Genomic DNA, 22,422 nt, shown 5'->3' on the forward strand with positions numbered 1-22,422 from the left:
AAGGGGCACGACATGGGACGAGTCACGGAACGACGCAAGGTGATCCGCGTGCGGGACGGCGCGGTCTCCACCCGCCCGGACACCCTCGTCGCCGAGGAACCGCTGGAGATCCGGCTGAACGGCAAGCCGCTGGCCATCACCATGCGCACGCCCGGCGACGACTTCGCGCTGGCGGCCGGTTTCCTGGTCAGCGAGGGCGTGCTCGCCGAGCGGGGCGACCTCCAGAACATCGTGTACTGCGCGGGCGCCACGGCCGACGGCTCCAACACGTACAACGTGGTCGACGTGCGCACCGCCCCCGGCGTGACGGTCCCGGACATCACCCTGGAGCGGAACGTCTACACCACCTCGTCCTGCGGGCTGTGCGGCAAGGCGAGCCTGGACGCGGTGCGCACCACCGCCCGCTGGCCCATCGCCGACACTCCCCCGCTCCGGGTCACGCCGGAACTGCTGGCGGACCTGCCCGACCGGCTGCGCGCCTCCCAGCGGGTCTTCGACCGGACCGGCGGGCTGCACGCGGCCGCCCTGTTCACCGAGGAGGGGGAGCTGGTCGACGTACGCGAGGACGTGGGCCGGCACAACGCGGTCGACAAGCTGGTCGGCCGCGCCGTGCAGAACGGGGACCTGCCGCTGTCCCGGTCCGTGCTGCTGGTGTCGGGCCGGGCCTCCTTCGAGCTGGCGCAGAAGGCGGTCATGGCGGGCATCCCGGTGCTGGCCGCGGTGTCGGCGCCGTCCTCGCTCGCGGTGGACCTGGCCGCCGAGACGGGGCTGACGCTCGTCGGATTCCTGCGCGGCAGCTCCATGAACGTGTACGCGGGCGAGGACCGCGTCGCCCTGCGGGCCGCGGCCGGCCAGGGCTGACGCCGCTCCCCGCGGCACGGCGGCGGGGTCCCGGACGGCGGGGAGCGCCCCCTGCGCCGCGGGGACCCCGCCTCGACGTCACCGCCCCCGCGCGGTCCTGACGGTCCGACACGCGGGCGGCGGCCCGGAGCGGGAGGGGCCGCCGAACGTCCTGTTGTACTGATGTCCTGACGACCGGCTCCGACCAGCCGCCTGAAGGGCAGACCGCGCCATGCCGTCCCGACCCCCCCGTTCTCTCAGGCCCGCTCTCGCCGCGGCCCTCGCCACCGCCACCGCCTTCGCCGCCGCCACCGCCCCGCCGCCCGCGTACGCCCGGCCGGGCGAGCGGGCCCCTGAGTTCGAGGAGCGGGTCCTCTTCCGGGCGGACGCGGACCCGGGCGGCTACGCCTGCTTCCGCATCCCCGCGATCGTCCGGACGACCGAGGGCACCCTGCTCGCCTTCGCCGAGGGGCGCGTCCTCAACTGCGGGGACGCCGCCGACATCGACATCGTCGTCAAGCGCTCCACCGACGGCGGACGCACCTGGGGCCCGCTCCAGGTCGTCAACGACGGCGGCGGCGACACCCACGGCAACCCGGCGCCGGTCGTCGACCGGGCCACCGGCCGCGTCCTGCTGACCGAGACCTACAACGCGGGCCGGACCGACGCCGCCAACTGCGCGATCCCCTGCACCCGCACGCCCCACCTCCAGCACAGCGACGACGACGGCGTCACCTGGTCCGCGCCCCGCGACCTGAGCCCCGAGATCCTGCCGGCCGAGTGGAACTCCTGGTACGCCACCGGACCCGTGCACGGCGTCCAGCTCACCGGCGGCGGCCACCCCGGGCGGCTCGTGGTCGGCGTCAACGCCGAGACCTGGGACGGCGACCGGATCACCGCCAACCACGCGGCGCTGGTGGTCAGCGACGACGGCGGCGCGCACTGGAAGGTCGGCGCCACCGACACCTGGCCCGTCGCGGCCGACGGCACCTTCCGGCAGAAGCCCTCCGAACTGACCCTCACCGAGCGCGCCGACGGAGCCCTCCTGGTCAGCGGGCGGGAGGAGCGGGGCACCGACCTCGGCCACCGCACCCAGGCCCTCAGCCTGGACGGCGGCGACAGCTTCGCGGCCCCCTTCCGCGCCCTGCCCGACCTGTACACGCCGCAGGTGCAGGGCGCCGTGCTCCGCATGGGCGACCGCACGCTGCTGTCCGCCCCGGCCGATCCGGACCGCCGCCGGACGATGTCCGTGCGCTCCTCCTACGACGGCGGCGCGACCTGGGACAGCGTGGACCGCGGGACCGTCCTCACGCGGGACTGGTCCGGGTACTCGGACATGGTGGACGTCGACGACGCGACGGTGGGCCTCCTGTACGAGGCCGGAGCCGTCGACGCCCGCGACGAGATCCGCTTCGCCCGCTTCACCGAGGACTGGCTCCAGGCCCGCCGGGCCGCCGACCCCACCACACCGGACCTCGCGCCCGGCGCGGCCCCCGCCGCGGTGCTGGGCGGTGCCGGACCGACGACCGGCGCGGTGGGCGGCGCCCTCTCCTTCGACGGCGCCGACGACGCCGTGCGGCTGCCGTTCGACGAGCGGCTGCCGCTGGGGGACGGGGACTTCACCGCGTCGCTGCGGTTCCGTTACTCGGAGGCCGACGGGGAGCAGCCGCTGCTGTGGATGGGCGGGGTGGGGATCGCGCAGCCGCAGGTGTGGCTGCGGGCCGAGCCCGCTCACGGCAGGGTCCAGGGGCTGATCACCGCGCGCGATGGGGCGGCAGCCCCCCGCTCTGCCTGGGTGCGCACCGACGACGCCCTCAACGACGGGCGCTGGCACCATCTGGCGCTCCGCCGGGGCGGGGGGCGGCTCACGCTCTTCGTCGACGGCGAGCAGACCGGCGCGGCGGACGTGCCGGGCTCGGTCAGCACCGGGTCGCCCTTCGGTGTGCACGTCGGGGAGCGGGTGGACGGCCGGGCCCGGCTGAGAGGCGCGGTCGACGAGGTGCACGTCTGGAACCGGGCGCTGACCGACGAGGAGATCGCCGCGGGCGACCCGCCGTCCGCGCTCGCAAACGCCGTGGTGCACCTGCCCCTGGACGGGACGAGCGCGGGCGGCTGAGGCGCGCCCGGCGGTTCAGCGGCGGCCCGTGCCGACCCGGTCGCGGGCGGGCTCCGCCTCGCCGTCGGCGGCCGCGGCGGGCGGTTCCGGGTCGTGCGAGCGGCGCTTGGCGATGACCGCGCAGACCATGAGCTGCATCTGGTGGAAGAGCATCAGCGGCAGCACGGCGAGCGAGGCGTGCGCGCCGAACAGGACGCCGGCCATGGGCAGTCCGGCGGCCAGGGACTTCTTGGACCCGGCGAACTGGATCGCGATCCGGTCCTCCCGGCCAAAGCCGAGCGCCTTGGCCCCGTACCAGGTCAGCAGCAGCATCACGGCGAGCAGGACCGCCTCCACGGCCAGCAGCCCGGCGAGCCGGACCGGGCTCACCTGGTGCCAGATGCCCTCGACCATGCCCTCGCTGAACGCGGTGTAGACGACGAGGAGGATCGAGCCGCGGTCGACGAGCTGGAGGACCTTCTTGTGCCGGGCGACGAAGCCCCCGATCCAGCGGCGCAGCAGCTGCCCGGCGGCGAACGGCACCAGCAGCTGGAGCACGATCCCCACCACCGAGTCGGCGGAGAACCCGCCCCCGGTGCCGCCGAGCAGGGCGGCGGCCAGCAGCGGCGTGACGACGATGCCCACCAGCGAGGAGAAGGACCCGGCGCAGATCGCGGCGGGCACGTTGCCGCGGGCGATGGACGTGAAGGCGATCGAGGACTGGATGGTGGACGGGACCAGGGTGAGGAAGAGCAGGCCCTGGTACAGCGGGTCGGTCAGGAAGACGGGCACGAGTCCGCGCGAGGCGAGGCCCAGCAGCGGGAAGACGACGAAGGTGCAGGCCAGCACGGTGCCGTGGAGCCGCCAGTGCCGGACCCCGTCCATCGCCTCACGGGTGGAGAGCCGGGCGCCGTAGAGGAAGAAGAGGAACGCGATCGCGGCGGTCGAGGCCCCGGAGGCGACGTCCGCGCCGGTGCCGCGGGCCGGCAGCAGTGCGGCGAGGCCCACCGTCCCGAGCAGCAGCAGGACGTACGGGTCGATCGGCATCCAGCGGGGCCGGCGCAGGCGTTTCACGGTACTCCACTTGCTTGTTCACGGTCGTTCGAGGACCCGGTGGCGAAGGGTCACGGGTCCCCGCTCCATCCTGCTCGCCCGGCGAGCGATCGGGAATCCGGTATACCGCTCTGACTGTCATCACGTACCGCGATAGCCTGGCGACGTGTACGACCCCTCGCAGCTCCGCACGTTCCTCTCGGTGGCCCAGACGCTGAGCTTCACGCAGGCCGCCCGGCGGCTCGGGCTGCGCCAGTCGACGGTGAGCCAGCACGTGCGGCGGCTGGAGGGCGCCACCGGGCGCCGGCTGTTCAGCCGCGACACGCACTCGGTGGAGCTGACGGAGGACGGGGAGGCGATGCTCGGCTTCGCCCGCCGGATCCTGGAGGTGCACGAGCAGGCCACCGCCTTCTTCTCCGGCACCCGGCTGCGCGGGCGGCTGCGGTTCGGCGCCTCGGAGGACTTCGTGCTCACCCGGCTGCCGGAGATCCTGGAGGGCTTCCGGCACGACCATCCCGAGGTCGACCTGGAGCTGACGGTGGAGCTTTCGGGCACGCTGCACCGGCAGTTGGCCGACGGGGAGCTGGACCTGGTGCTCGCCAAGCGGCGGCCCGAGGACCCGCGGGGCGAGCCGGTCTGGAGCGACCGGCTGGTGTGGATCGGCGCGCCGCGGCTGCGCCTGGACCCCGACCGCCCGGTGCCGCTGATCGTCTACCCGCCGCCGGGCATCACCCGTGCCCTGGCGCTGGAGGCCCTTCAGCGCCAGGGCCGCGAGTGGCACGTCGCGTGCACCAGCGGCAGCCTCAACGGTCTGCTCGCGGCCGCCCGCGCGGGCCTCGGCGTGATGGCGCACTCGCGCGGACTCGTCCCGCCCGGCCTGGTGCGGGTCCCGGACCGGGCGGACCTGCCCGAGCTGGGCCGCGTCGACTTCGTGCTGGTGCACGGCCGGCGCCGGCCCTCGGCGCAGGGCGCCGCGGACGCGCTGGCCGCCGCCGTCCTCGCGGGCGGCGACCGGCTGCACCGCCCTCAGCGGCCGGGGCTGGGATAGGTGAGCTGCTTGACCCGGCGCAGGAACGGGGACGCCTCCACGTGCTGGACGCCCTCCAGCCGGCCGAGCGGGCCGCTGAGGTAGGCGTAGAGGTCCGCGGTGTTGCGCACGACCGCCGTGGCGATGATGTTGGACGGCCCGGCCGTGGCGGCGGCGTGGGCGATCTCGTCGTGCGCGGCGAGGGCCTCGCCGACCCGGTGCAGTGCGGCCGGGCTGGTGGTGATCCACAGTACGGCGGCGGTGGGGTAGCCGAGGATCTCGGAGCGGTACTCCACGTCGACGTAGACGGCACCGGAGGCGAGGAGCGCGGCCAGGCGGCGCTTGACGGCTGACTCGGAGCGACCGGTGGCCCGCTGCAAGCGCGGGTACGTGGCGCGCCCGTCGCGTTCCAGGACGGCCAGCAGCGGCTCGTCCTCGGGCTCGATGCGGGCCGGTCCCGACGTCGCCGGGCGGGGCTCCGGACGCAGGGCGGCGACCTCGTCGTCGTCGAGCACGGCGAACTTGCGGAGCCAGCCGCTGGGCCCGCCGTAGAAGCGGTGCAGTATCTGGTGAGCGTGGATCTCCAGGACGCGCGGGGTGCGCGGCAGCTTGCCGAGGAGCAGGTCGTCCCGGTCCCCCGGGCTGCGCGGACGGGTGCCGAAGATGATCTCCGTGCCGCCCGCGGCGAGTCCGATCCAGTTGGTGTCGGGGCGCTTGGCGAGGGCCTCCGCGATGGCCGGGGCGCTGTCGGGGACGCAGCGCAGCCGCAGGGTCCAGTGGTCCTGGCCGAGCCGCTCGGCGTCCCGCACGGCGACCACCCGCAGCCCGCCCTCGTCGCACAGCCGGCGGTAGCGGCGGGCGACGGTCTGGTCGGAGACGCCGAGGACCGCGCCGATGCGGCTGAAGGAGGCGCGTCCGTTGATCTCCAGCGCGTCCAGCAGCCGCAGGTCCAGCTCGTCGAAGGTGTCGGATTCCATCCGCATGGTGCTGTCTCCGTCGGATTCGGCCGGCTGTGCGCCCAGGACCGGCGCGATCGGCCGGTCACACCGCATCGTACGGAGGCGTGGCAAGTCGTAGCACACAGGGAGAAGACGGAATGCGTACATGGGGGCCGCTGACGGCGGTGTGCCTCGGGACGTTCATGCTGCTGCTGGACGTGACGATCGCGGTGGTCGCGCTGCCGGACATGGCCCGGGGCCTGGACGCCTCGCTGAGCGACCTGCAGTGGGTGATGGACGGCTACGCGCTCGCGCTGGCGGCGCTGCTGCTGGGTCTGGGGGCCGCGGCCGACGTGCTGGGGCGGCGCCGGGTGCACGTGGCGGGCGTGGTGCTGTTCGCGGCGGCGTCGCTGCTGTGCGGGCTGGCGACCGGGCCCGGGATGCTGGTCGCGGCGCGGGGCCTGCAGGGCGTGGGCGCGGCGGCGATGTTCGCCACCACGCTGCCGTTGCTGGGCTCGGTCTACCAGGGGCGCCGGCGGTCGATGGCACTCGGGGTGTGGGGCGCGGTCAGCGGCGCGGCGGCGGCCGTGGGGCCGGTGCTGGGCGGGCTGCTCACGGACGGTCCCGGCTGGCGGTGGATCTTCTGGGTGAACCTGCCGGTGAGCGTGGCGGCGGTCTGGCTGACGCTGCGCGTGGTGCCGGAGTCGCGCGGTGCGCGCGGGCGCCGCGTGGACTGGGCGGGCACGGCCGCCTTCGCGGCGTTCGCGGGTGCGCTCACCTACGGCGCGGTGCGGGCCGGGTCGCACGGCTGGTCGGAGGCCGGCACCCTCGTCTCCTTCGGCCTGGCGGTGGTGGCGCTGGCCGCCTTCGTGGCCGTGGAGCGGCGGGTCGCCGATCCGCTGCTGGACCCCCGGCTGTTCCTGCGGCCGGCGTTCTCCGGCGTCATGCTGGGCGCGCTGGCCTTCAACGCGGCGGCGTTCGGCGTGATGGCGTACACGTCGATATGGCTCCAGACGCTGCTCGGGATGAGCCCGGTGCGCGGCGGTCTGGTGTTCGTGTGGCTGTCGCTGGCGTCGTTCGTGGTCGCGGCGGCGGGAGGACGGCTGCTGCACGGGGTGCCCGCGCGGTTCACCATCGGGGGCGGGCTGCTGCTGGTCGCGGCGGGCCAGTACGCCATGGCGTTCCTCGACTCCTCGTCCGGCGCGTCCGAGCTGGTGCCGGGGCTGCTGCTGGTGGGCGTCGGCACCGGCCTGGTGTCGCCGGGCATCGCGGGTGCGGCGCTGGCCGCGGTGCCGGCGGAGCGGGCCGGGATGGCGGGCGGCGCGGTCAACACCTTCCGCCAGCTCGGGTACGCGCTCGGCATCGCGGTGTTCGGCACGGTGCTGACCTCGCGGATGACGGACACGCTGCCGCACGACGCGGCGCACGGTCTGGCGGGCGGCGCGGCGAGCGCCCTGGAGGGCGTGTTCGGCGAGCACGCGCTGCGGGCGGCCTTCGCCTCCGGACTGAACGCCGCGGCGGTGACCGCGGGGACGGTGGCGGCGGTCGGCGGAGTGCTGGTGCTCGTGCTGGTCCGGGCCGGCCGCACCGGGCCCGGCACCCGGGGGGCGGCCCCCGCGGGACCCGCCGCGGAACCGGAGCCGGCGGCCCCGTACCGGCGGTAAGCGCGCCGTATGGATTCGGTGGAGATTACGCCACCGAATCCCGCGCAACTCTTGAACAAGTGTCCGACCCTTCCCCATGTGAGCGCATTTTCTCTCGCTGACCAGCGCGAACATGAGCCCCGTCCGGGTCCGGCGCCCCTCCCGCCCCTCTTCGGGGTGGGGTAGCTTTCACCGCGCTGTGCGGGGGCTTCATTCCAGAGCGGGGAGCGGGGTTTGCGTGAGTTCACCAGTCCTGCGCTGACGTCGGCACCGCCGGTGGGCGGTCTGGCCGACGTCGTCTTCCAGCATGCCCAGGAGGACCCGGAGCACATCGCCCTGGGGCGCAAGGACGCGGCCGGGCAGTGGCGGGACGTCACCGCGGGCGCGTTCCGCGACGAGGTCCTGGCGCTCGCCAAGGGCCTGCTCGCCCAGGGCATCCGCTTCGGCGACCGGGTCGCCATCATGTCCCGCACCCGCTACGAGTGGACCCTGTTCGACTTCGCCCTGTGGACGATCGGCGCGCAGGTGGTGCCGATCTACCCGACGTCCTCGGCGGACCAGTGCATGTGGATGCTGTACGACGCCGAGGTGACCGCAGCGGTCGTGGAGCACGAGGACCACGCGATGACGATCGCCACCGTCATCGACCGGCTGCCGCACCTGCGGGGCCTGTGGCAGCTGGACTCGGGCGCCGTCCAGGAGCTGTACGACGCCGGGGCGCACCTCGACGACGAGGTGGTGCACCGGCACCGCAAGGCGGTCACGCCCGACTCGGTCGCCACCATCATCTACACCTCCGGCACCACGGGACGCCCCAAGGGCTGCGTGATCTCGCACGGCAACTTCATGTGGGAGGCGGACACCGTCATCGAGCGGTGGGAGCCGGTGTTCCACTCCAAGAAGGGCGACGAGGCGGCGACCCTGCTGTTCCTGCCGCTCGCGCACGTCTTCGGCCGGATGGTGGAGGTCGCGGCGATCCGCGGCCGGGTCCGCTTCGGCCACCAGCCCCAGCTGAACGCCGCCGCGCTCCTGCCCGACCTGGCGGCCTTCAGACCCACCTTCATCCTGGCCGTGCCGTACATCTTCGAGAAGGTGTTCAACGCGGCCCGGCGCAAGGCCGAGAAGGAGGGCAGGGGCGGGCCCTTCGAGAAGGCCGTCGACGTGGCCGTGAAGTACGCCGAGGCGGTGGAGGCGAAGGCCTGGGGCATCGGACCGGGGCCCTCGGCGGGGCTGCGCGTGCAGCACCAGCTCTTCGACAAGCTCGTCTACGCGAAGGTGCGGGCGGCGATGGGCGGCCGCATCCGCAACGCCATGTCGGGCGGCTCGGCGATGGACCGGCGCCTCGGCCTCTTCTTCGCCGGCGCGGGCGTGCAGATCTACGAGGGCTACGGCCTGACCGAGTCCACCGCCGCGGCCACCGCCAACCCGCCCGAGCGCACCCGCTACGGCACCGTCGGCCGCCCCGTCCCCGGCGTCACCGTGCACATCGCGGACGACGGCGAGATCTGGCTGAACGGCGAGAACGTCTTCCAGGGCTACCTCAACAACCCCAAGGCGACCGACGAGACCCTGCACGACGGGTGGATGGCCACCGGTGACCTGGGCACCCTGGACGAGGACGGCTACCTCACCATCACCGGCCGCAAGAAGGAGATCCTGGTGACCTCCGGCGGCAAGAGCGTCTCCCCCGGGCTGCTGGAGGAGCGCGTGCGGGACCACGCGCTGATCAACCAGTGCATCGTCGTCGGCAACGACCGCCCCTACGTCGCCGCCCTCATCACCCTGGACCAGGAGGCGGTCGAGCACTGGCTGGCGATGCGGAACAAGCCGCAGATGCCGCCGGCCGAACTGGTGCACGACGCCGACCTGGAGACGGAGGTGCGGCGGGCGGTCGTCGCGGCCAACACGCTGGTGTCGCAGGCCGAGTCGATCCGCACCTTCCGCATCCTCGCGCAGCCGTTCACCGAGGAGCACGGTCTGCTGACGCCTTCGCTGAAGCTGAAGCGCAAAGCCATCGAGAAGGCCTACGGTACCGAGGTCGAGGCGCTCTACACGGCGTGAGTTCCACGGTCAGGAATGCGTGGCGGCTCGTGATCGTTGACGATATGAGTACCACCTGACCACAACCGAAGGATCAAGAGCTCGTGAGCAGCAAGGTCCCCCCGATCATCCTGAACAACGGCGTCGAGATGCCCCAGCTGGGCTTCGGCGTCTGGCAGGTGCCGGACGACGAGGCCGAGACGGCCGTGGTCCAGGCGCTGGAGGCCGGGTACCGCAGCATCGACACAGCGGCGATCTACGGCAATGAAGAGGGCACCGGCAAGGCGCTCGCCGCCTCGGGCGTGGCCCGCGAGGACCTCTTCGTTACCACCAAGCTCTGGAACAGCGACCAGGGGTACGACTCCACCCTCCGCGCCTTCGACGCCTCCCTGGCGAAGCTGGGCCTGGACTACGTGGACCTGTACCTCATCCACTGGCCGATGCCGGCCAAGGAGCGGTACGTCGACACGTACAAGGCGTTCGAGAAGCTGCTCGCCGACGGGCGGGTGCGGGCCATCGGCGTCTCCAACTTCCTGCCGGAGCACCTGGAGCGGCTGACCGGCGAGACGTCCGTCATTCCGGCCGTCAACCAGATCGAGCTGCACCCGCACCTCCAGCAGCACGCCTCCCGCGAGTTCCACGCGGAGCAGGGCATCGCCACCGAGGCCTGGTCCCCGCTCGGTTCCGGCAAGGGCATCCTGGAGATCCCGGCGATCGTGGCGATCGCCCAGAAGCACGGCCGCACCCCGGCCCAGGTCGTGCTGCGCTGGCACCTCCAGCTCGGCAACGTGGTGATCCCGAAGTCCGTGACGCCGTCGCGGATCAAGGAGAACATCGACGTGTTCGGCTTCACCCTGGACACCGAGGACCTGGCGGCGATCAGCGCGCTGAACGAGGACCGGCGCCTGGGCTCGGACCCGGCGGAGGTCAACTCCTGAGCACCGCCCGGGCGTGACGTGGGAGGGGCGGGACCCTGCCGGGTCCCGCCCCTCCCGCGCCCAGCAACGGGGTCAGGCCGGCCGGACCGCCGTGTACACCGTGTGGGCGACCAGCACGAACACGTCCGGCCGGCGGTGCACGCTCCCGGCGTCCGCGGGGTCGAGCAGCCGGTCCAGCGTGTCCCGGTCCCCCGCGTCCAGGCCCTCGCCGACCCGCTCGCGCAGCCGGGTGAGGGAGGAGACGGCGTAGGCGCGGGCCGCGTCGGAGACGGGGGCGGGCAGGTCGAGCAGGAAGCTGCGGGTGCCGGTGTGCTTCAGGCCGGCGGCGGTCAGCAGCGCGGGCCAGTCCTCGGTCTCGGGCACGGAGCCGGGCAGGCTCGCGCGCATCTCGGCGAAGAAGTCCTCCTCGACGGCGTGGATCCTCGCCTGGAGCCCGGGACGCCCGAAGCCGATGTCGCGGGGCAGGAAACGGGCGGGCAGACCGCCCTCCAGGATCGCCAGGGTGCCGCCGGGCGCGAGGTGTCCGCCGAGGGCGGCGAGGGCGGCCCGCTGGTCCCCCAGGTGGTGCAGGCTCTGGCTCGCCCACATCAGGTCGGCGGGGTACTCCAGCTCGCCCAGGGCGTCGGGCAGATCGCCGGTGAGGGTGCCGAAGCGGTCGGCGACGCCCAGCCGGGCGGCCCGGTCGCCGGCCCGCTCCAGCAGGGGGCCGGCGCCGTCCGCGGCGACCACGCGGGCGCCGGGGAAGGTGTCGGCGAACAGGCAGGAGACGACGCCCGGCCCGCTGCCGACGTCGACGACCAGCCCGGGGTCGGGCGCCTCCCGGGCCAGCCAGTCCAGCGCCTGCCGGTACAGGGGCGTGTACAGCTCGGCCTGCGCCTCCAGCAGCGGGGCCATCTCGGCCCAGTCCATGTCGGAGTGGTCGTGTCCGGACCCGTGGGCGTGGCCGTGGCCGTGCGCCGGTGCGGAGCCGTGGTGGTCGTGGTGGTGGTCGTGCGCCATGCTGGTCAGCCTCCCGTTCGCGGTGACCTCAGAGTGCGACGGGCCACCCGGCCGGGGCAAACGACATTGCCGGTACCGCAAAAAACCTCCGTCCGGCGGGGCCCGGACCGCAAGGCCCGGACCCCTCGGACTCACCCGCGTGGCGCACCGCTCACGACAGCGGCGGGTAGGCGTTCTTCATCAGCTCCTGGAACTGCGCGGAGAACCAGTGCCCGGAGACCGGGGCGTCGGGCAGGGCGCCCGAGGGGCTGTTGCCGTTGCGCGCGTTGCCCTGGTAGGTGGGGTCGCACATCCGGTCGAAGCCCTTGCCCTCGTCGTTCTCGATCTCCTTGCTCGCACCGTCGGACTCGCCCGGGGGCTTCATCCAGACGTACGCGTCGATCCCCGCGGCGGGGCCGGCCTGCGGGCGTTCGCCGAGGCCCGCTCCGGACTGGTTGCACCAGTTCCCGAGGTGGATGCGGCGGTCGTAGCGCCCGCCGTTCACGTAGGTGTCCACGGTGGTGGTCGCGCCCGGTCCGGTGGGCCGGGCGGTGCCGCCCCAGCCGTTGCGGGAGGTGTCGATCAGCATGCCGAGGCTCTGGTCGAAGCCGATGGAGACCAGCTTGTCGCGCATGGCCTGGGCGTAGGACAGCTCGTCGGTGTAGCGGTTCCAGTCGACCCACTTGGACTGGCGCACGGACGTCCCGTTCACCGAGTCCGTGATCTTGAAGTGGTCCTCCTTCAGGGCGCTGTAGTTGGCGGTGTTGACGATGAAGCCGTGCACGTCTCCGACGGTCGCGCCCTCGGTGGTGGCGGCGGTCTTGAACATGTCGGCGGAGGCACCGAAGTTGTCGTCCCAGCCGAGCCAGCCGTGGTGGCCGGCGTCGACGTAGTTGTAGACGTTGCCGATGTCGCCGAGCTTGTTCAGGGCGTAACCGACGCCCTTCTGGTAGTTGCCGTTGGCCTTCATCACGTCGCAGTTCGGTGTGGCGGTCGGCCGCCCGGAGACGTTGGTGACCAGGTTGGGCAGCGAGTCGATCTCGACCGTGGTGACGATCCTGAGGCCCGCGTACTTCGGATCGGCGAGGATCGCGGCGATCGGGTCGATGTACTGCGTCTTGTACTTGTCGATCTCCGTCGGGCCCAGTTCGCCGTTGGAGGCGAGGGCCGCGCAGTCGCGGCCGGGCAGGTTGTAGATGACGAGCTGGACGGCGAGTTCGCCGGAGCCCTTCTGCGCCAGCGCCTCGTCGAGGTGGTCGCGCAGCCCCATGCCACCGTTCACGCCGTTGATCGCGGCGATCCGGTCGAGCCACACGCCGGTCGGCTGATTCGCGACTCTGGCGCCACCGGGTTCGGCGGCCGCCTTGGCGCTCCACTCGGGGTTCACGTAGACCTTGGCGCCCTCGTATGGGTTGTCCACCCGGTCGCCGGTCTCCGGCGGGTCGGTCGGGTCCGTCGGGTCCGTCGGGTCGGTGGGGCCGCCGCCGTCCACGTTGCAGGTGACGCCGTTGAGGGTGAACGCGGCCGGCACCGCGTTGGTGCCGCTGTACGTGGCCTGGAAGCCGAAGCTCGCCGAACCGCCCGTGGACAGCGTGCCGTTGTAGGACTCGTTGGCCGCGGTCACGGCGGCGCCGCTCTGACTGACCTTCGCGTTCCAGCCGTTGGTCACCTTCTGACTGCCGGCGTAGGTCCAGCCCAGCGACCAGGCGGAGGTGGCGGCACCGTTGTTGGTCACGGTGACGGCGGCGGTGAAGCCGCTTCCCCAGTCGTTCTGCACCTTGTAGTCGACGGTGCAGGCGGGCGCCGCGGCTCCGGCGCTCGCGGAGTGGGCCGCCAGCGCCGTGCCGGAGGCGCCGGCCACCAGCGTGAGGGCGGCGAGCATCGCGGTTCTGGTACGGGTCATGGGTGCGGGTTCCTTCTTTCGTGGGGGTGCGGATGCTGTCGTCCGGGGCCGCGCGCACGCTCGGCGCGGCCCGTCGCCGATCGGCATGGGGGTGCCGTGGTGACCGGCGGTCAGGAACGGTCCGCGGGCACGGTGCGTAAGCCCGGGGCGAGTGCGAGTGCGAGTGCGAGTGCGTGTGCGGGCCGGCGGGCCGGCCGTGGACGCGCGCGGGGACGGGCCGTGGTCGAGGCCGGGAGTCCGGGACGCGGAAGGCAGTGCGGGGGGTGTCGCATGAGCGACTCCTTGCAGTCCGGGCGCGCCGTGAGGGTCGCGCCGACTGATGGAACCGCTCCCACTGGTTCAGCGAAGGTAGCGCCAAGTGACCGTGAAGAACAGAGGAGTTACCGACTTTCTCGGCTCTCACCCCGTCGAATCATTTCGACTCTTCACGCATCTTGACCGCCGTTGCCCCGTTCCCCACTATGGGAGCGCTCCCACTGGTTCAAGGCTTGTCGCTCCTCCCCCACTCCCTTTCCGAGCCGCAAGGAGGAACCAGCACCATGCTGAACGCACACCGGGCCCCCGCGGGGCGCCCTACGGCTTCAGGAACGCCCTGAGCGTGAACACCGGGTCGGGCCGCGGCCGGTCCTGGTCCGGCAGGGCCGCGAGCCGGCCGGCGAACCGCTCCGCGTCCGGGCCGCCCGGCGGCAGGGTGACGAACCAGCCGCGCCGCAGGTCGGCGACGGTCCGGCGGGGGCTGCGGCCCTGGCCGTGGCCGGTGAAGCGGGCGTCTCCCGCCGGGAGCAGGCCTTGCTCGCGGGCGTACGCCTCGACCGCCGCGGCCGTGTCGTGGACGGTGCTGGGCGGGCGGGCCGCGAGCACGGCGTCGATGTCGCTGCCCACGTTGTGCGAGGCGCCCTTGTCGACGGTGGTCACGTACACCCCGCCGGGCCGCAGGACGCGGGCGCACTCGCCCACGATCGCCCGCACGTCGTCGGCGCTCCCCGCCAGGTGCAGCAGCCAGACGCTGGTGACGGCGTCGAAGCCGCCGTCCCGGAACGGCAGCCGGCGGCTGTCGGCGATCACGACGGCGCCGGGCAGCCGGGCCGCGGCGCGGCGGGCCATGGCGGGGGCGAGGTCCGCGCCGGTCACCCGCGGGGCGCCCGGCGCGGCCGCCAGGCGCCGGGTGACGATGCCGGTGCCGCAGGCGACGTCGAGCAGGGTGCGCGCCCGGCGCGGCACGAGGCTCAGGACGGCCCGCGCGGCGGCCTCGGCCCGGGGCTCGCCGCCGCGGGACGCGTCGTACCGCTCCGCTTCCTTGTCGTAGTCGAGCACACCGTCAGTGTGCCCCGTGACCGGCGGCCAGATCCTCCACCCTGCGGGCCAGCTCGACGTCCTTCGCGGTGACGGCACCGCCCGCGCTGTGCGTGTGCACCGCGAGGGACACCGTGTTGTATCCGAGCGTCAGATCGGAGTGGTGGTCCAGCTCCTCCTGCACCTGGGCGACGTGCACCACCAGGGCGGTCGCCGCGAAGTGCGAACCGAGCCGGTAGATCCGGGTGAGGCGGCCGTCCTCCAGCGACCAGCCGGGCAGCTCGGTCAGCCGCTCGTCGATCTCCTGCGGCGACAGCGGTTCGACGGGCATGTGACACGCTCCCTGCTCCTGGGCGTTCCGTTACCGCCGTTCAGCCTGCCACAGCGCGGCCGCCGGAGCCCCGGGCCGCGGCTCCGGCCGGGTCCCGGCGGGGCCGCCGTCGGCTACCGTTCGGCCCATGACCGCACTCACGCCCGGCACCGCCCCCGCCGCCCAGGGCGTGGGCCCGCTGCTGCGGGCCTGGCGGGAGCGGCGGCGGGTCAGCCAGCTGGAGCTGGCGCTGCGCGCCGACTCCTCCGCCCGGCACATCAGCTTCGTCGAGACGGGCCGCTCCCGGCCGAGCGAGGAGATGGTGCTCCGCCTCGCCGAGCACCTGGACGTGCCGGTGCGCGAACGCAACGCCCTGCTGCTCGCCGCCGGATACGCCCCGCACTACCCGGAGACCCCGCTGGACGACCCCGCGCTGGGCGCCCTGCGCGAGGGCATGGAGCGGCTGATCCGGGGTTACGAGCCGTATCCGGCGCTCGTCGTGGACGGCACGTACCGGGTGCTGGCCGCCAACCGGGGGATCGCGATGCTGCTGGACGGGGTCGCCGAGCACCTGCTCGCGCCGCCGCTCAACGCGATGCGGCTCACCCTGCACCCGGAGGGCCTGGCACCGCGCATCCGCAACCTGCGCGAGTGGCGCGGTCACCTGCTGGACCAGATGGAGCGGCAGATCGCCCTCCAGCGCTCCGAGCCGCTGCGCGCGCTGTACGACGAGGTGGCCGCCTACCCCGTGCCCGGCCCTCCGCCGGACACCGCGCCGGACCTGGAGGCGGACGGGCCGGTGCCGTACTTCGCGCTGCCCATGCGCATCGAACACGAGGGGCGGACCCTGTCGTTCATCTCGTCCATCTCCACCTTCAACACCCCGATGGACGTGACCGTGGCCGAGCTGGCCATCGAGACGCTGCTGCCGGCCGACCCGGCGACCGCCAAGTACCTGCACACGCTGCTGTCCTGACGAGGTTGATCGCGAACACCCCTTGTGGGGCGGGCGGGGTGCCGTGGCAGACTGCGGTGTGACCTGGGGGCGTTGGGGAGGCGGGGCGTGAGCGAGCGACGGGCCGCACCCACCGTGGGCCAGGTGGTCCTCGGCAGGCGGCTGCAGGAGCTGCGGGAGGCCGCGGGCCTCAGGCGCGACGAGGCCGCCAAGGTGCTCCGGGTGGCCCCGGCCACGGTGCGGCGCATGGAGGCGGCCGAGGTCGCCCTGAAAATACCGTACGTCCAGATCCTGCTGACGACGTACGGAGTCCCCGCCGACGAGGTCTCCGCGTTCGTGACCCTCGCCGAGGAGGCCAACCAGCCGGGCTGGTGGCAGCGGTACCACGACGTGCTGCCGGACTGGTTCAGCATGTACGTGAGCCTGGAGGGCGCCGCCCGGATGGTCCGCTCCTACGAGCCGCACTTCGTGCCGGGGCTGCTCCAGACCGAGGACTACGCCCGCTCGGTCCTGGAGGCCGGGACCATCGGCAACGCCGGCGGGGACGCCGTCGAGCGGCACGTGTCCCTGCGGATGGAGCGGCAGCGGCTGCTGGAGCGTCCGGACCCGCCGCACCTGTGGGTGGTGATGGACGAGACGGTGCTGCGCCGCCCGGTCAGCGTGCACGGCCGGGTGATGCGCGAACAGCTGGACAAGCTCCTGGAATTCGCCACCCACGACCGGGTGACGCTCCAGGTCGCCGAGTTCGAGGACGGACCGCACCCGGGGACGTACGCGCCCTTCACGCTGTTCCGGTTCGCGGAGCCGGAGCTGCCCGACATGGTCTTCACCGAGTACCTGACGGGCGCCCTGTACCTGGACTCCCGGGCCGAGGTCTCCGCGCACCTGGAGGTCCTGGACCACATGACGGCGCGCGCCGCCTCGACCCTGCGCACCGAGAAGGTCCTGCGCGAGTACCGCGAGAACTACTGACCCGGCGGACGGTCGCTCCCGCCTTCCCGGCCCGGCCCGGTCCGGGCGCCGGACGGCCGCACTGACCCGTACGGGCCCCGCGAACGGGTGCGCTCCCCTGTCCGCCCCTAGGTTCGGGAACCAGGGCCAGCAAGGGAGCGCACGTGACCGACACGCGGACACCGCCCACCGAGCCGGGCGCGGCGCTGCTGCGCGCCGGGCGGTTCTTCCGGCCGGGCACCGCCGCACCCGACCTGCACAGCATCGGACTGGTCGGCGGCCGGGAGGCGGACGCCTTCTACCGGGACCGCTGGAGCCACGACAAGGTCGTCACCTCGACGCACGGCGTGAACTGCACGGGCTCGTGCCGCTGGAACGTGTTCGTCAAGGACGGCATCATCACCTGGGAGACCCAGGCCACGGACTACCCGTCGGTCGGCCCGGACCGCCCCGAGTACGAGCCGCGCGGCTGCCCCCGGGGAGCAGCGTTCTCCTGGTACACGTACTCGCCGACCCGGGTGCGCTACCCGTACGTGCGCGGGGTGCTCCTGGAGATGTACCGGGAGGCGAAGGCGCGGCTGACCGACCCGGTGCTCGCCTGGGCGGACATCCAGGGCGACCCGGAGCGCCGGCGGCGCTACCAGCGGGCGCGGGGCAAGGGCGGGCTGGTCCGCGCCGGCTGGGACGAGGCCGTCGAGATGATCGCCGCCGCCCACGTCCACACCATCCGCGCCCAGGGCCCCGACCGGATCGCCGGCTTCTCCCCCATCCCCGCGATGTCGATGGTGTCGCACGCGGCGGGCGCCCGCTTCCACTCCCTCATCGGCGCGCCGATGCTCTCGTTCTACGACTGGTACGCGGACCTGCCCGTGGCGTCCCCGCAGGTCTTCGGCGACCAGACGGACGTGCCGGAGTCGGGCGACTGGTGGGACGCGGCGTACCTGATCATGTGGGGCTCGAACGTGCCGGTGACCCGCACGCCGGACGCGCACTGGATGGCGGAGGCCCGCTACCGGGGCCAGAAGGTCGTGGTGGTCTCGCCCGACTACGCCGACAACACCAAGTTCGCCGACCAGTGGCTGCACCCGCACCCGGGCACGGACGCCGCGCTGGCGCTGGCGATGGGGCACGTGGTGCTCAAGGAGTTCTTCGTCGACCGCGCCACGCCGTTCTTCGACGACTACGTGCGGCGCTTCACCGACCTGCCGTTCCTGGTGACGCTGACCGAGCGGGACGGGGCGTACGTCCCGGCGAAGTTCCTGCGCGCCGCCGACCTCGGGCAGGGCGGCGAGGACGCCCGCTGGAAGACGGTCGTGCTGGACGAGGGGACGGGCCGCGCGGTCGTCCCGAACGGCTCGCTGGGCTTCCGCTGGAACGAGGCCGACCGGGGCCGCTGGAACCTCGACCTGGGCGAGGTCCGGCCCCTGCTGAGCCTGCACGGGCACGAGATGGCCTCGGGTACCGAGGTGCTGCTCCCCCGCTTCGACACCGAGGGCGGCACGCACGGGCAGGGGCGCGGCGACGTCCTGCGGCGGGGTGTCCCCGCGACCCGGCTGGGCGGGGCGACCGGGCCGCTGGTGACGACGGTGTTCGACCTGATGCTGGCCCAGTACGGGGTGGCGCGGCCCGGGGTGCCGGGCGACTGGCCGGCGTCGTACGAGGACGCCGGGGCGCCCGGCACCCCGGCCTGGCAGGAGACGCACACCTCGGTCCCGGCGGCGGCCTGTGTGCGCATCGCGCGGGAGTTCGCGCGGACCGCGGAGCGGTCCAAGGGCCGCTGCATGATCCTGATGGGCGCGGGCACCAACCACTGGTTCCACTCCGAGACGATCTACCGGACCTTCCTGGCCCTGCTCCAGCTCACCGGCTGCCAGGGGCGCAACGGCGGCGGCTGGGCGCACTACGTCGGCCAGGAGAAGTGCCGTCCCTCCACCGGCTGGGCGACCCTGGCCGCGGCGTCGGACTGGTCGCGCCCGCCGCGCCAGATGATCGGCACCGGGTACTGGTACCTCCACACGGACCAGTGGCGCTACGACCGGTTCCGCGCCGACGTGCTGGCCTCGCCGCTCGGTGAGGGGCGGCTGTCCGGGATGACCGGCGCCGACTGCCTCGCGCTGTCGGCGCGCACGGGGTGGATGCCCTCCTACCCGACCTTCGACCGCAACCCGCTGGAGCTGGGCGACGCCGCCGGGGACCCGGTGGCCGACGCGGTGGCGGAACTGCGCGCGGGCACACTGAAGTTCGCGTGCGAGGACCCGGACGCCCCGGAGAACTGGCCGCGGATCGTGACCCTGTGGCGGGCCAACCTGCTCGGCTCGTCGGGCAAGGGCGCCGAGTACTTCACCAAGCACCTGCTGGGCACCCACTCCTCGCTGCGCGCCGAGGAGGCCGCGCCCGGCGAGCGCCCGCGGGACGTGGTCTGGCACGAGGAGGCGCCCGAGGGCAAGCTCGACCTGCTGCTGTCGCTGGACTTCCGGCACACCTCGTCGACGCTGCTGTCCGACGTGGTGCTCCCGGCGGCCACCTGGTACGAGAAGCACGACCTGTCCAGCACCGACATGCACCCCTACGTGCACGCCTTCTCCCCGGCGGTGAGCCCCCCGTGGCAGGCGCGCACCGACTTCGACACGTTCAAGGCGATCGCGGAGAAGCTGAGCGAGCTGGCCGCCGGGCACCTCGGGGTGCGCAGGGACCTGGTGGCGGCGCCGCTCCAGCACGACACGCCCGGCGAGATCGCCCAGCCGGGAGGGGTGGTGCGGGACTGGCGGCGCGGGGAGTGCGAACCGGAACCCGGGAAGACCATGCCGAACCTGGTCGTGGTGGAGCGCGACTACACGGCGATCGGGGCGAAGTTCGCGGCCCTCGGCCCGCTGGTGGAGACCAAGGGGCTGCCCGCCAAGGGCATCACCCTGAAGCCGGACGAGGAGGTGGAGCGGCTGCGGCGGACGAACGGCCCGGTGCGCGGCGGCCCCGCCGACGGACGCCCGGCGCTGGACACCGCGGTCAAGGCCGCCGACACCATCCTCGCCCTCTCCGGCACGACCAACGGCCGCCTGGCCACCCAGGGCTTCCGCACGCTGGAGGCGAGGACCGGGCAGGAGATGGCGCACCTGGCCGCCGAGCACGAGGGCAAGCGGATCACGTACGCGGACACCCAGGCGGCACCCGTGCCGGTGATCACCTCTCCCGAGTGGTCGGGCAGCGAGGCCGGCGGGCGGCGGTACACGGCGTTCACCCTGAACACCGAGCACCTCAAGCCCTGGCACACCCTCACCGGCCGGCAGCACTTCTTCCTGGACCACGACTGGATGCACGAGCTGGGCGAGGCGCTGCCGGTGTACCGGCCGCCGCTGGACATGAACCGGTTGTTCGGGGAGCCGCGGCTCGGTCCGGACGGCCACCGCGAGGTGACGGTCCGCTACCTGACCCCGCACAACAAGTGGTCCATCCACTCCGAGTACCAGGACAACCTGTTCATGCTGGCGCTGTCCCGGGGCGGCCAGTGCGTCTGGATGTCGCCGCAGGACGCGGACGCCATCGGGGTCGCGGACGACGACTGGATCGAGGCGGTCAACCGCAACGGCGTGGTGGTGGCCCGCGCGATCGTCTCGCACCGCATGCCGCCCGGCACCGTCTACATGCACCACGCGCAGGAGCGCACGGTCAACGTGCCGCTCGCGGAGACCACCGGCAAGCGCGGCGGCGTCCACAACTCGCTGACCCGGCTGCTGCTCAAGCCGACCCATCTCATCGGCGGCTACGCCCAGTTGTCCTGGGCGTTCAACTACCTCGGCCCGACGGGCAACCAGCGCGACGAGGTGACGGTCATCCGCCGCCGCAGCCAGGAGGTCGAGTACTGATGCGCCCGATGGCCCAGATCGCGATGGTCATGAACCTCGACAAGTGCATCGGCTGCCACACCTGCTCGGTCACCTGCAAGCAGGCGTGGACCAACCGGCGGGGCATGGAGTACGTCTGGTTCAACAACGTCGAGACCCGCCCGGGACAGGGCTACCCGCGCCGCTACGAGGACCAGGAGCGCTGGCGCGGCGGCTGGGAGCTGAACCGGCGCGGCGCGCTGAAACTGAAGGCGGGCGGCCGGATCAGGAAGCTCGCCGGGATCTTCTCCAACCCGAAGCTGCCGGAGATCAAGGGCTACTACGAGCCCTGGACGTACGACTACAAGAACCTCACCGACGCCCCGCTCGGCGACGACTACCCGGTCGCCCGGCCCGTCTCGCAGCTCGACGGCAAGCCGATGAAGATCGGCTGGTCCTCGAACTGGGACGACGACCTGGGAGGCGCGCCCGCCTACGGCGACCTGGACCCGATGGTGGAGCGGACCCGCCAACAGGCCTCGGACAAGGTGCGGTTCGCGTACGAAGAGACGTTCATGTTCTACCTTCCGCGCATCTGCGAGCACTGCCTCAATCCGTCGTGCGTGGCGTCCTGCCCGTCCGGGGCGATGTACAAGCGCTCGGAGGACGGCATCGTCCTCGTCGACCAGGACCGCTGCCGGGGCTGGCGGATGTGTGTGACCGGCTGCCCGTACAAGAAGGTGTACTTCAACCACCGCACCGGCAAGGCGGAGAAGTGCACCTTCTGCTACCCACGCATCGAGATCGGGCAGCCGACGGTCTGCTCGGAGACCTGCGTGGGGCGGCTGCGGTACCTGGGGGTGGTCCTGTACGACGCCGACAAGGTGACCGAGGCCGCCGAGACGCCGAACGAACAGGACCTGTACGAGGCCCAGTTGGGGCTCTTCCTCGACCCGGAGGACCCGGCGGTGCGACGGGCGGCCGAGGAGGCGGGGATCCCGTTCGACTGGATCGAGGCGGCCCGGCGCTCCCCCGTGCACGCCCTGGTCAGCAGGTACCGGGTGGCGCTCCCGCTGCATCCGGAGTACCGGACGATGCCGATGGTCTGGTACATCCCGCCGCTGTCGCCGGTGGTGGACGCGCTGACGGAGACCGGGCACGACGGTGAGGACGCGGACAACCTCTTCGGCGCCATCGACACCCTGCGCATCCCGCTGGAGTACCTGGCGGAGCTGTTCACCGCGGGGGACGTGGGCCCGGTGCGGGCGTCGCTGGAGAAGCTGGCCGCGATGCGCGCCCACATGCGCTCGGTCAACCTCGGCGAGGACCCGGACCCGGCGGTCTGCGCGGGCGTCGGCATGCGGCCCGAGGAGATCCACGAGATGTACCGGCTGCTGGCGCTCGCCAAGTACGAGGAGCGGTACGTGATCCCGACGGCGGCCGTGGGGGACGCGCACCGGCTGGAGGCGTCGGCGCTGCCGGACACCTGCAGCCTGGACACCGAGGGCGGGCCCGGCATGGGCGGCGACGGGCCGTTCGGCCAGGACTCGGGACGCCGGATGCTGCCGCTGGTGCCGGTGGAGAACTTCCACATCCTGCGCAGACGGCAGACCGCGGACGACGAGAGGGAGGCCTGATCC

At 73.1% G+C, this 22,422-nt stretch carries 16 protein-coding genes; 10 read left to right on the top strand and 6 right to left on the bottom strand.

The genetic code is table 11. The features are described from left to right. Positions 1–12: 12 nt before the first annotated feature. Both fdhD and IE108_RS14705 read left to right on the top strand, forming a co-directional pair. Positions 13–861 (top strand): formate dehydrogenase accessory sulfurtransferase FdhD, encoded by an 849-nt coding sequence (fdhD, locus tag IE108_RS14700; protein WP_064730679.1) that lies wholly within the window; start codon positions 13–15, stop codon positions 859–861. 211 nt (positions 862–1,072) lie between these two features. Next, positions 1,073–2,956 carry an exo-alpha-sialidase gene (locus tag IE108_RS14705; RefSeq protein ID WP_064730678.1) on the top strand — a complete coding sequence of 628 codons (1,884 nt, stop codon included), beginning with the start codon at positions 1,073–1,075 and terminating at the stop codon, positions 2,954–2,956. Between the two features lie 15 nt (positions 2,957–2,971). Here IE108_RS14705 and IE108_RS14710 read toward each other — a convergent pair whose 3' ends face one another. Continuing rightward, positions 2,972–3,982 carry a bile acid:sodium symporter family protein gene (locus IE108_RS14710; RefSeq protein ID WP_064730677.1) on the bottom strand — a complete coding sequence of 337 codons (1,011 nt, stop codon included), beginning with the start codon at positions 3,980–3,982 and terminating at the stop codon, positions 2,972–2,974. 172 nt (positions 3,983–4,154) lie between these two features. On the opposite strand from IE108_RS14710, the gene IE108_RS14715 reads away from it, so the two are divergent. Beyond that, positions 4,155–5,036 (top strand): LysR substrate-binding domain-containing protein, encoded by an 882-nt coding sequence (locus IE108_RS14715; RefSeq protein WP_064730676.1) that lies wholly within the window; start codon positions 4,155–4,157, stop codon positions 5,034–5,036. Here the strand turns inward: IE108_RS14715 and IE108_RS14720 are convergent. Beyond that, positions 5,015–5,998 (bottom strand): Lrp/AsnC family transcriptional regulator, encoded by a 984-nt coding sequence (locus IE108_RS14720; protein ID WP_064730675.1) that lies wholly within the window; start codon positions 5,996–5,998, stop codon positions 5,015–5,017. The two genes, IE108_RS14715 and IE108_RS14720, sit on opposite strands and share 22 nt — an antisense overlap. A 113-nt stretch (positions 5,999–6,111) precedes the next feature. On the opposite strand from IE108_RS14720, the gene IE108_RS14725 reads away from it, so the two are divergent. The 3 genes from IE108_RS14725 to IE108_RS14735 all read left to right on the top strand — a co-directional run bounded on the left by IE108_RS14725 (position 6,112) and on the right by IE108_RS14735 (position 10,574). Then, positions 6,112–7,617, top strand: coding sequence for an MFS transporter (locus IE108_RS14725; RefSeq protein WP_229851820.1), 1,506 nt, complete (start codon positions 6,112–6,114; stop codon positions 7,615–7,617). A gap of 213 nt (positions 7,618–7,830) precedes the next feature. Beyond that, positions 7,831–9,657 carry an AMP-dependent synthetase/ligase gene (locus IE108_RS14730; protein ID WP_064730673.1) on the top strand — a complete coding sequence of 609 codons (1,827 nt, stop codon included), beginning with the start codon at positions 7,831–7,833 and terminating at the stop codon, positions 9,655–9,657. Between the two features lie 83 nt (positions 9,658–9,740). Next, positions 9,741–10,574, top strand: coding sequence for an aldo/keto reductase (locus IE108_RS14735; protein WP_064730672.1), 834 nt, complete (start codon positions 9,741–9,743; stop codon positions 10,572–10,574). Positions 10,575–10,646: 72 nt separating this feature from the next. Here IE108_RS14735 and IE108_RS14740 read toward each other — a convergent pair whose 3' ends face one another. The 4 genes from IE108_RS14740 to IE108_RS14755 form a co-directional block, all read right to left on the bottom strand. Beyond that, positions 10,647–11,573, bottom strand: coding sequence for a class I SAM-dependent methyltransferase (locus tag IE108_RS14740; protein WP_064730671.1), 927 nt, complete (start codon positions 11,571–11,573; stop codon positions 10,647–10,649). A 151-nt stretch (positions 11,574–11,724) separates the two neighbouring features. After that, a complete protein-coding gene (locus tag IE108_RS14745; protein ID WP_189397663.1) occupies positions 11,725–13,455 on the bottom strand; it encodes a glycoside hydrolase family 6 protein in 1,731 nt (576 codons plus the stop codon). 573 nt (positions 13,456–14,028) lie between these two features. Further along, a complete protein-coding gene (locus IE108_RS14750) occupies positions 14,029–14,769 on the bottom strand; it encodes a class I SAM-dependent methyltransferase (protein ID WP_064730669.1) in 741 nt (246 codons plus the stop codon). A gap of 4 nt (positions 14,770–14,773) precedes the next feature. Beyond that, a complete protein-coding gene (locus IE108_RS14755; RefSeq protein WP_064730668.1) occupies positions 14,774–15,079 on the bottom strand; it encodes a 4a-hydroxytetrahydrobiopterin dehydratase in 306 nt (101 codons plus the stop codon). Between the two features lie 127 nt (positions 15,080–15,206). Between IE108_RS14755 and IE108_RS14760 the strand changes: the two genes are divergently transcribed. From IE108_RS14760 to narH, 4 genes are all read left to right on the top strand, one after another. Next, on the top strand, positions 15,207–16,034 hold the full coding sequence (locus tag IE108_RS14760) for a helix-turn-helix domain-containing protein (protein WP_064730667.1): 828 nt from the start codon (positions 15,207–15,209) through the stop codon (positions 16,032–16,034). Between the two features lie 87 nt (positions 16,035–16,121). Further along, positions 16,122–16,985: a Sco1979 family transcriptional regulator gene (locus tag IE108_RS14765; RefSeq protein ID WP_064730666.1), complete on the top strand. Its 864-nt coding sequence runs from the start codon at positions 16,122–16,124 to the stop codon at positions 16,983–16,985. A gap of 143 nt (positions 16,986–17,128) precedes the next feature. Continuing rightward, complete coding sequence (locus IE108_RS14770) at positions 17,129–20,824, top strand: nitrate reductase subunit alpha (protein ID WP_064730665.1); 3,696 nt, start codon at positions 17,129–17,131, stop codon at positions 20,822–20,824. Further along, positions 20,824–22,419: a nitrate reductase subunit beta gene (narH, locus tag IE108_RS14775; protein WP_064730664.1), complete on the top strand. Its 1,596-nt coding sequence runs from the start codon at positions 20,824–20,826 to the stop codon at positions 22,417–22,419. The genes IE108_RS14770 and narH overlap by 1 nt, the downstream gene beginning before the upstream one ends. Positions 22,420–22,422 lie beyond the last annotated feature (3 nt).

Origin of the sequence: Streptomyces parvulus (genome assembly GCF_014648855.1) — a bacterium.
In the GTDB taxonomy this organism is placed as follows: Bacteria; Actinomycetota; Actinomycetes; order Streptomycetales; family Streptomycetaceae; genus Streptomyces; species Streptomyces parvulus.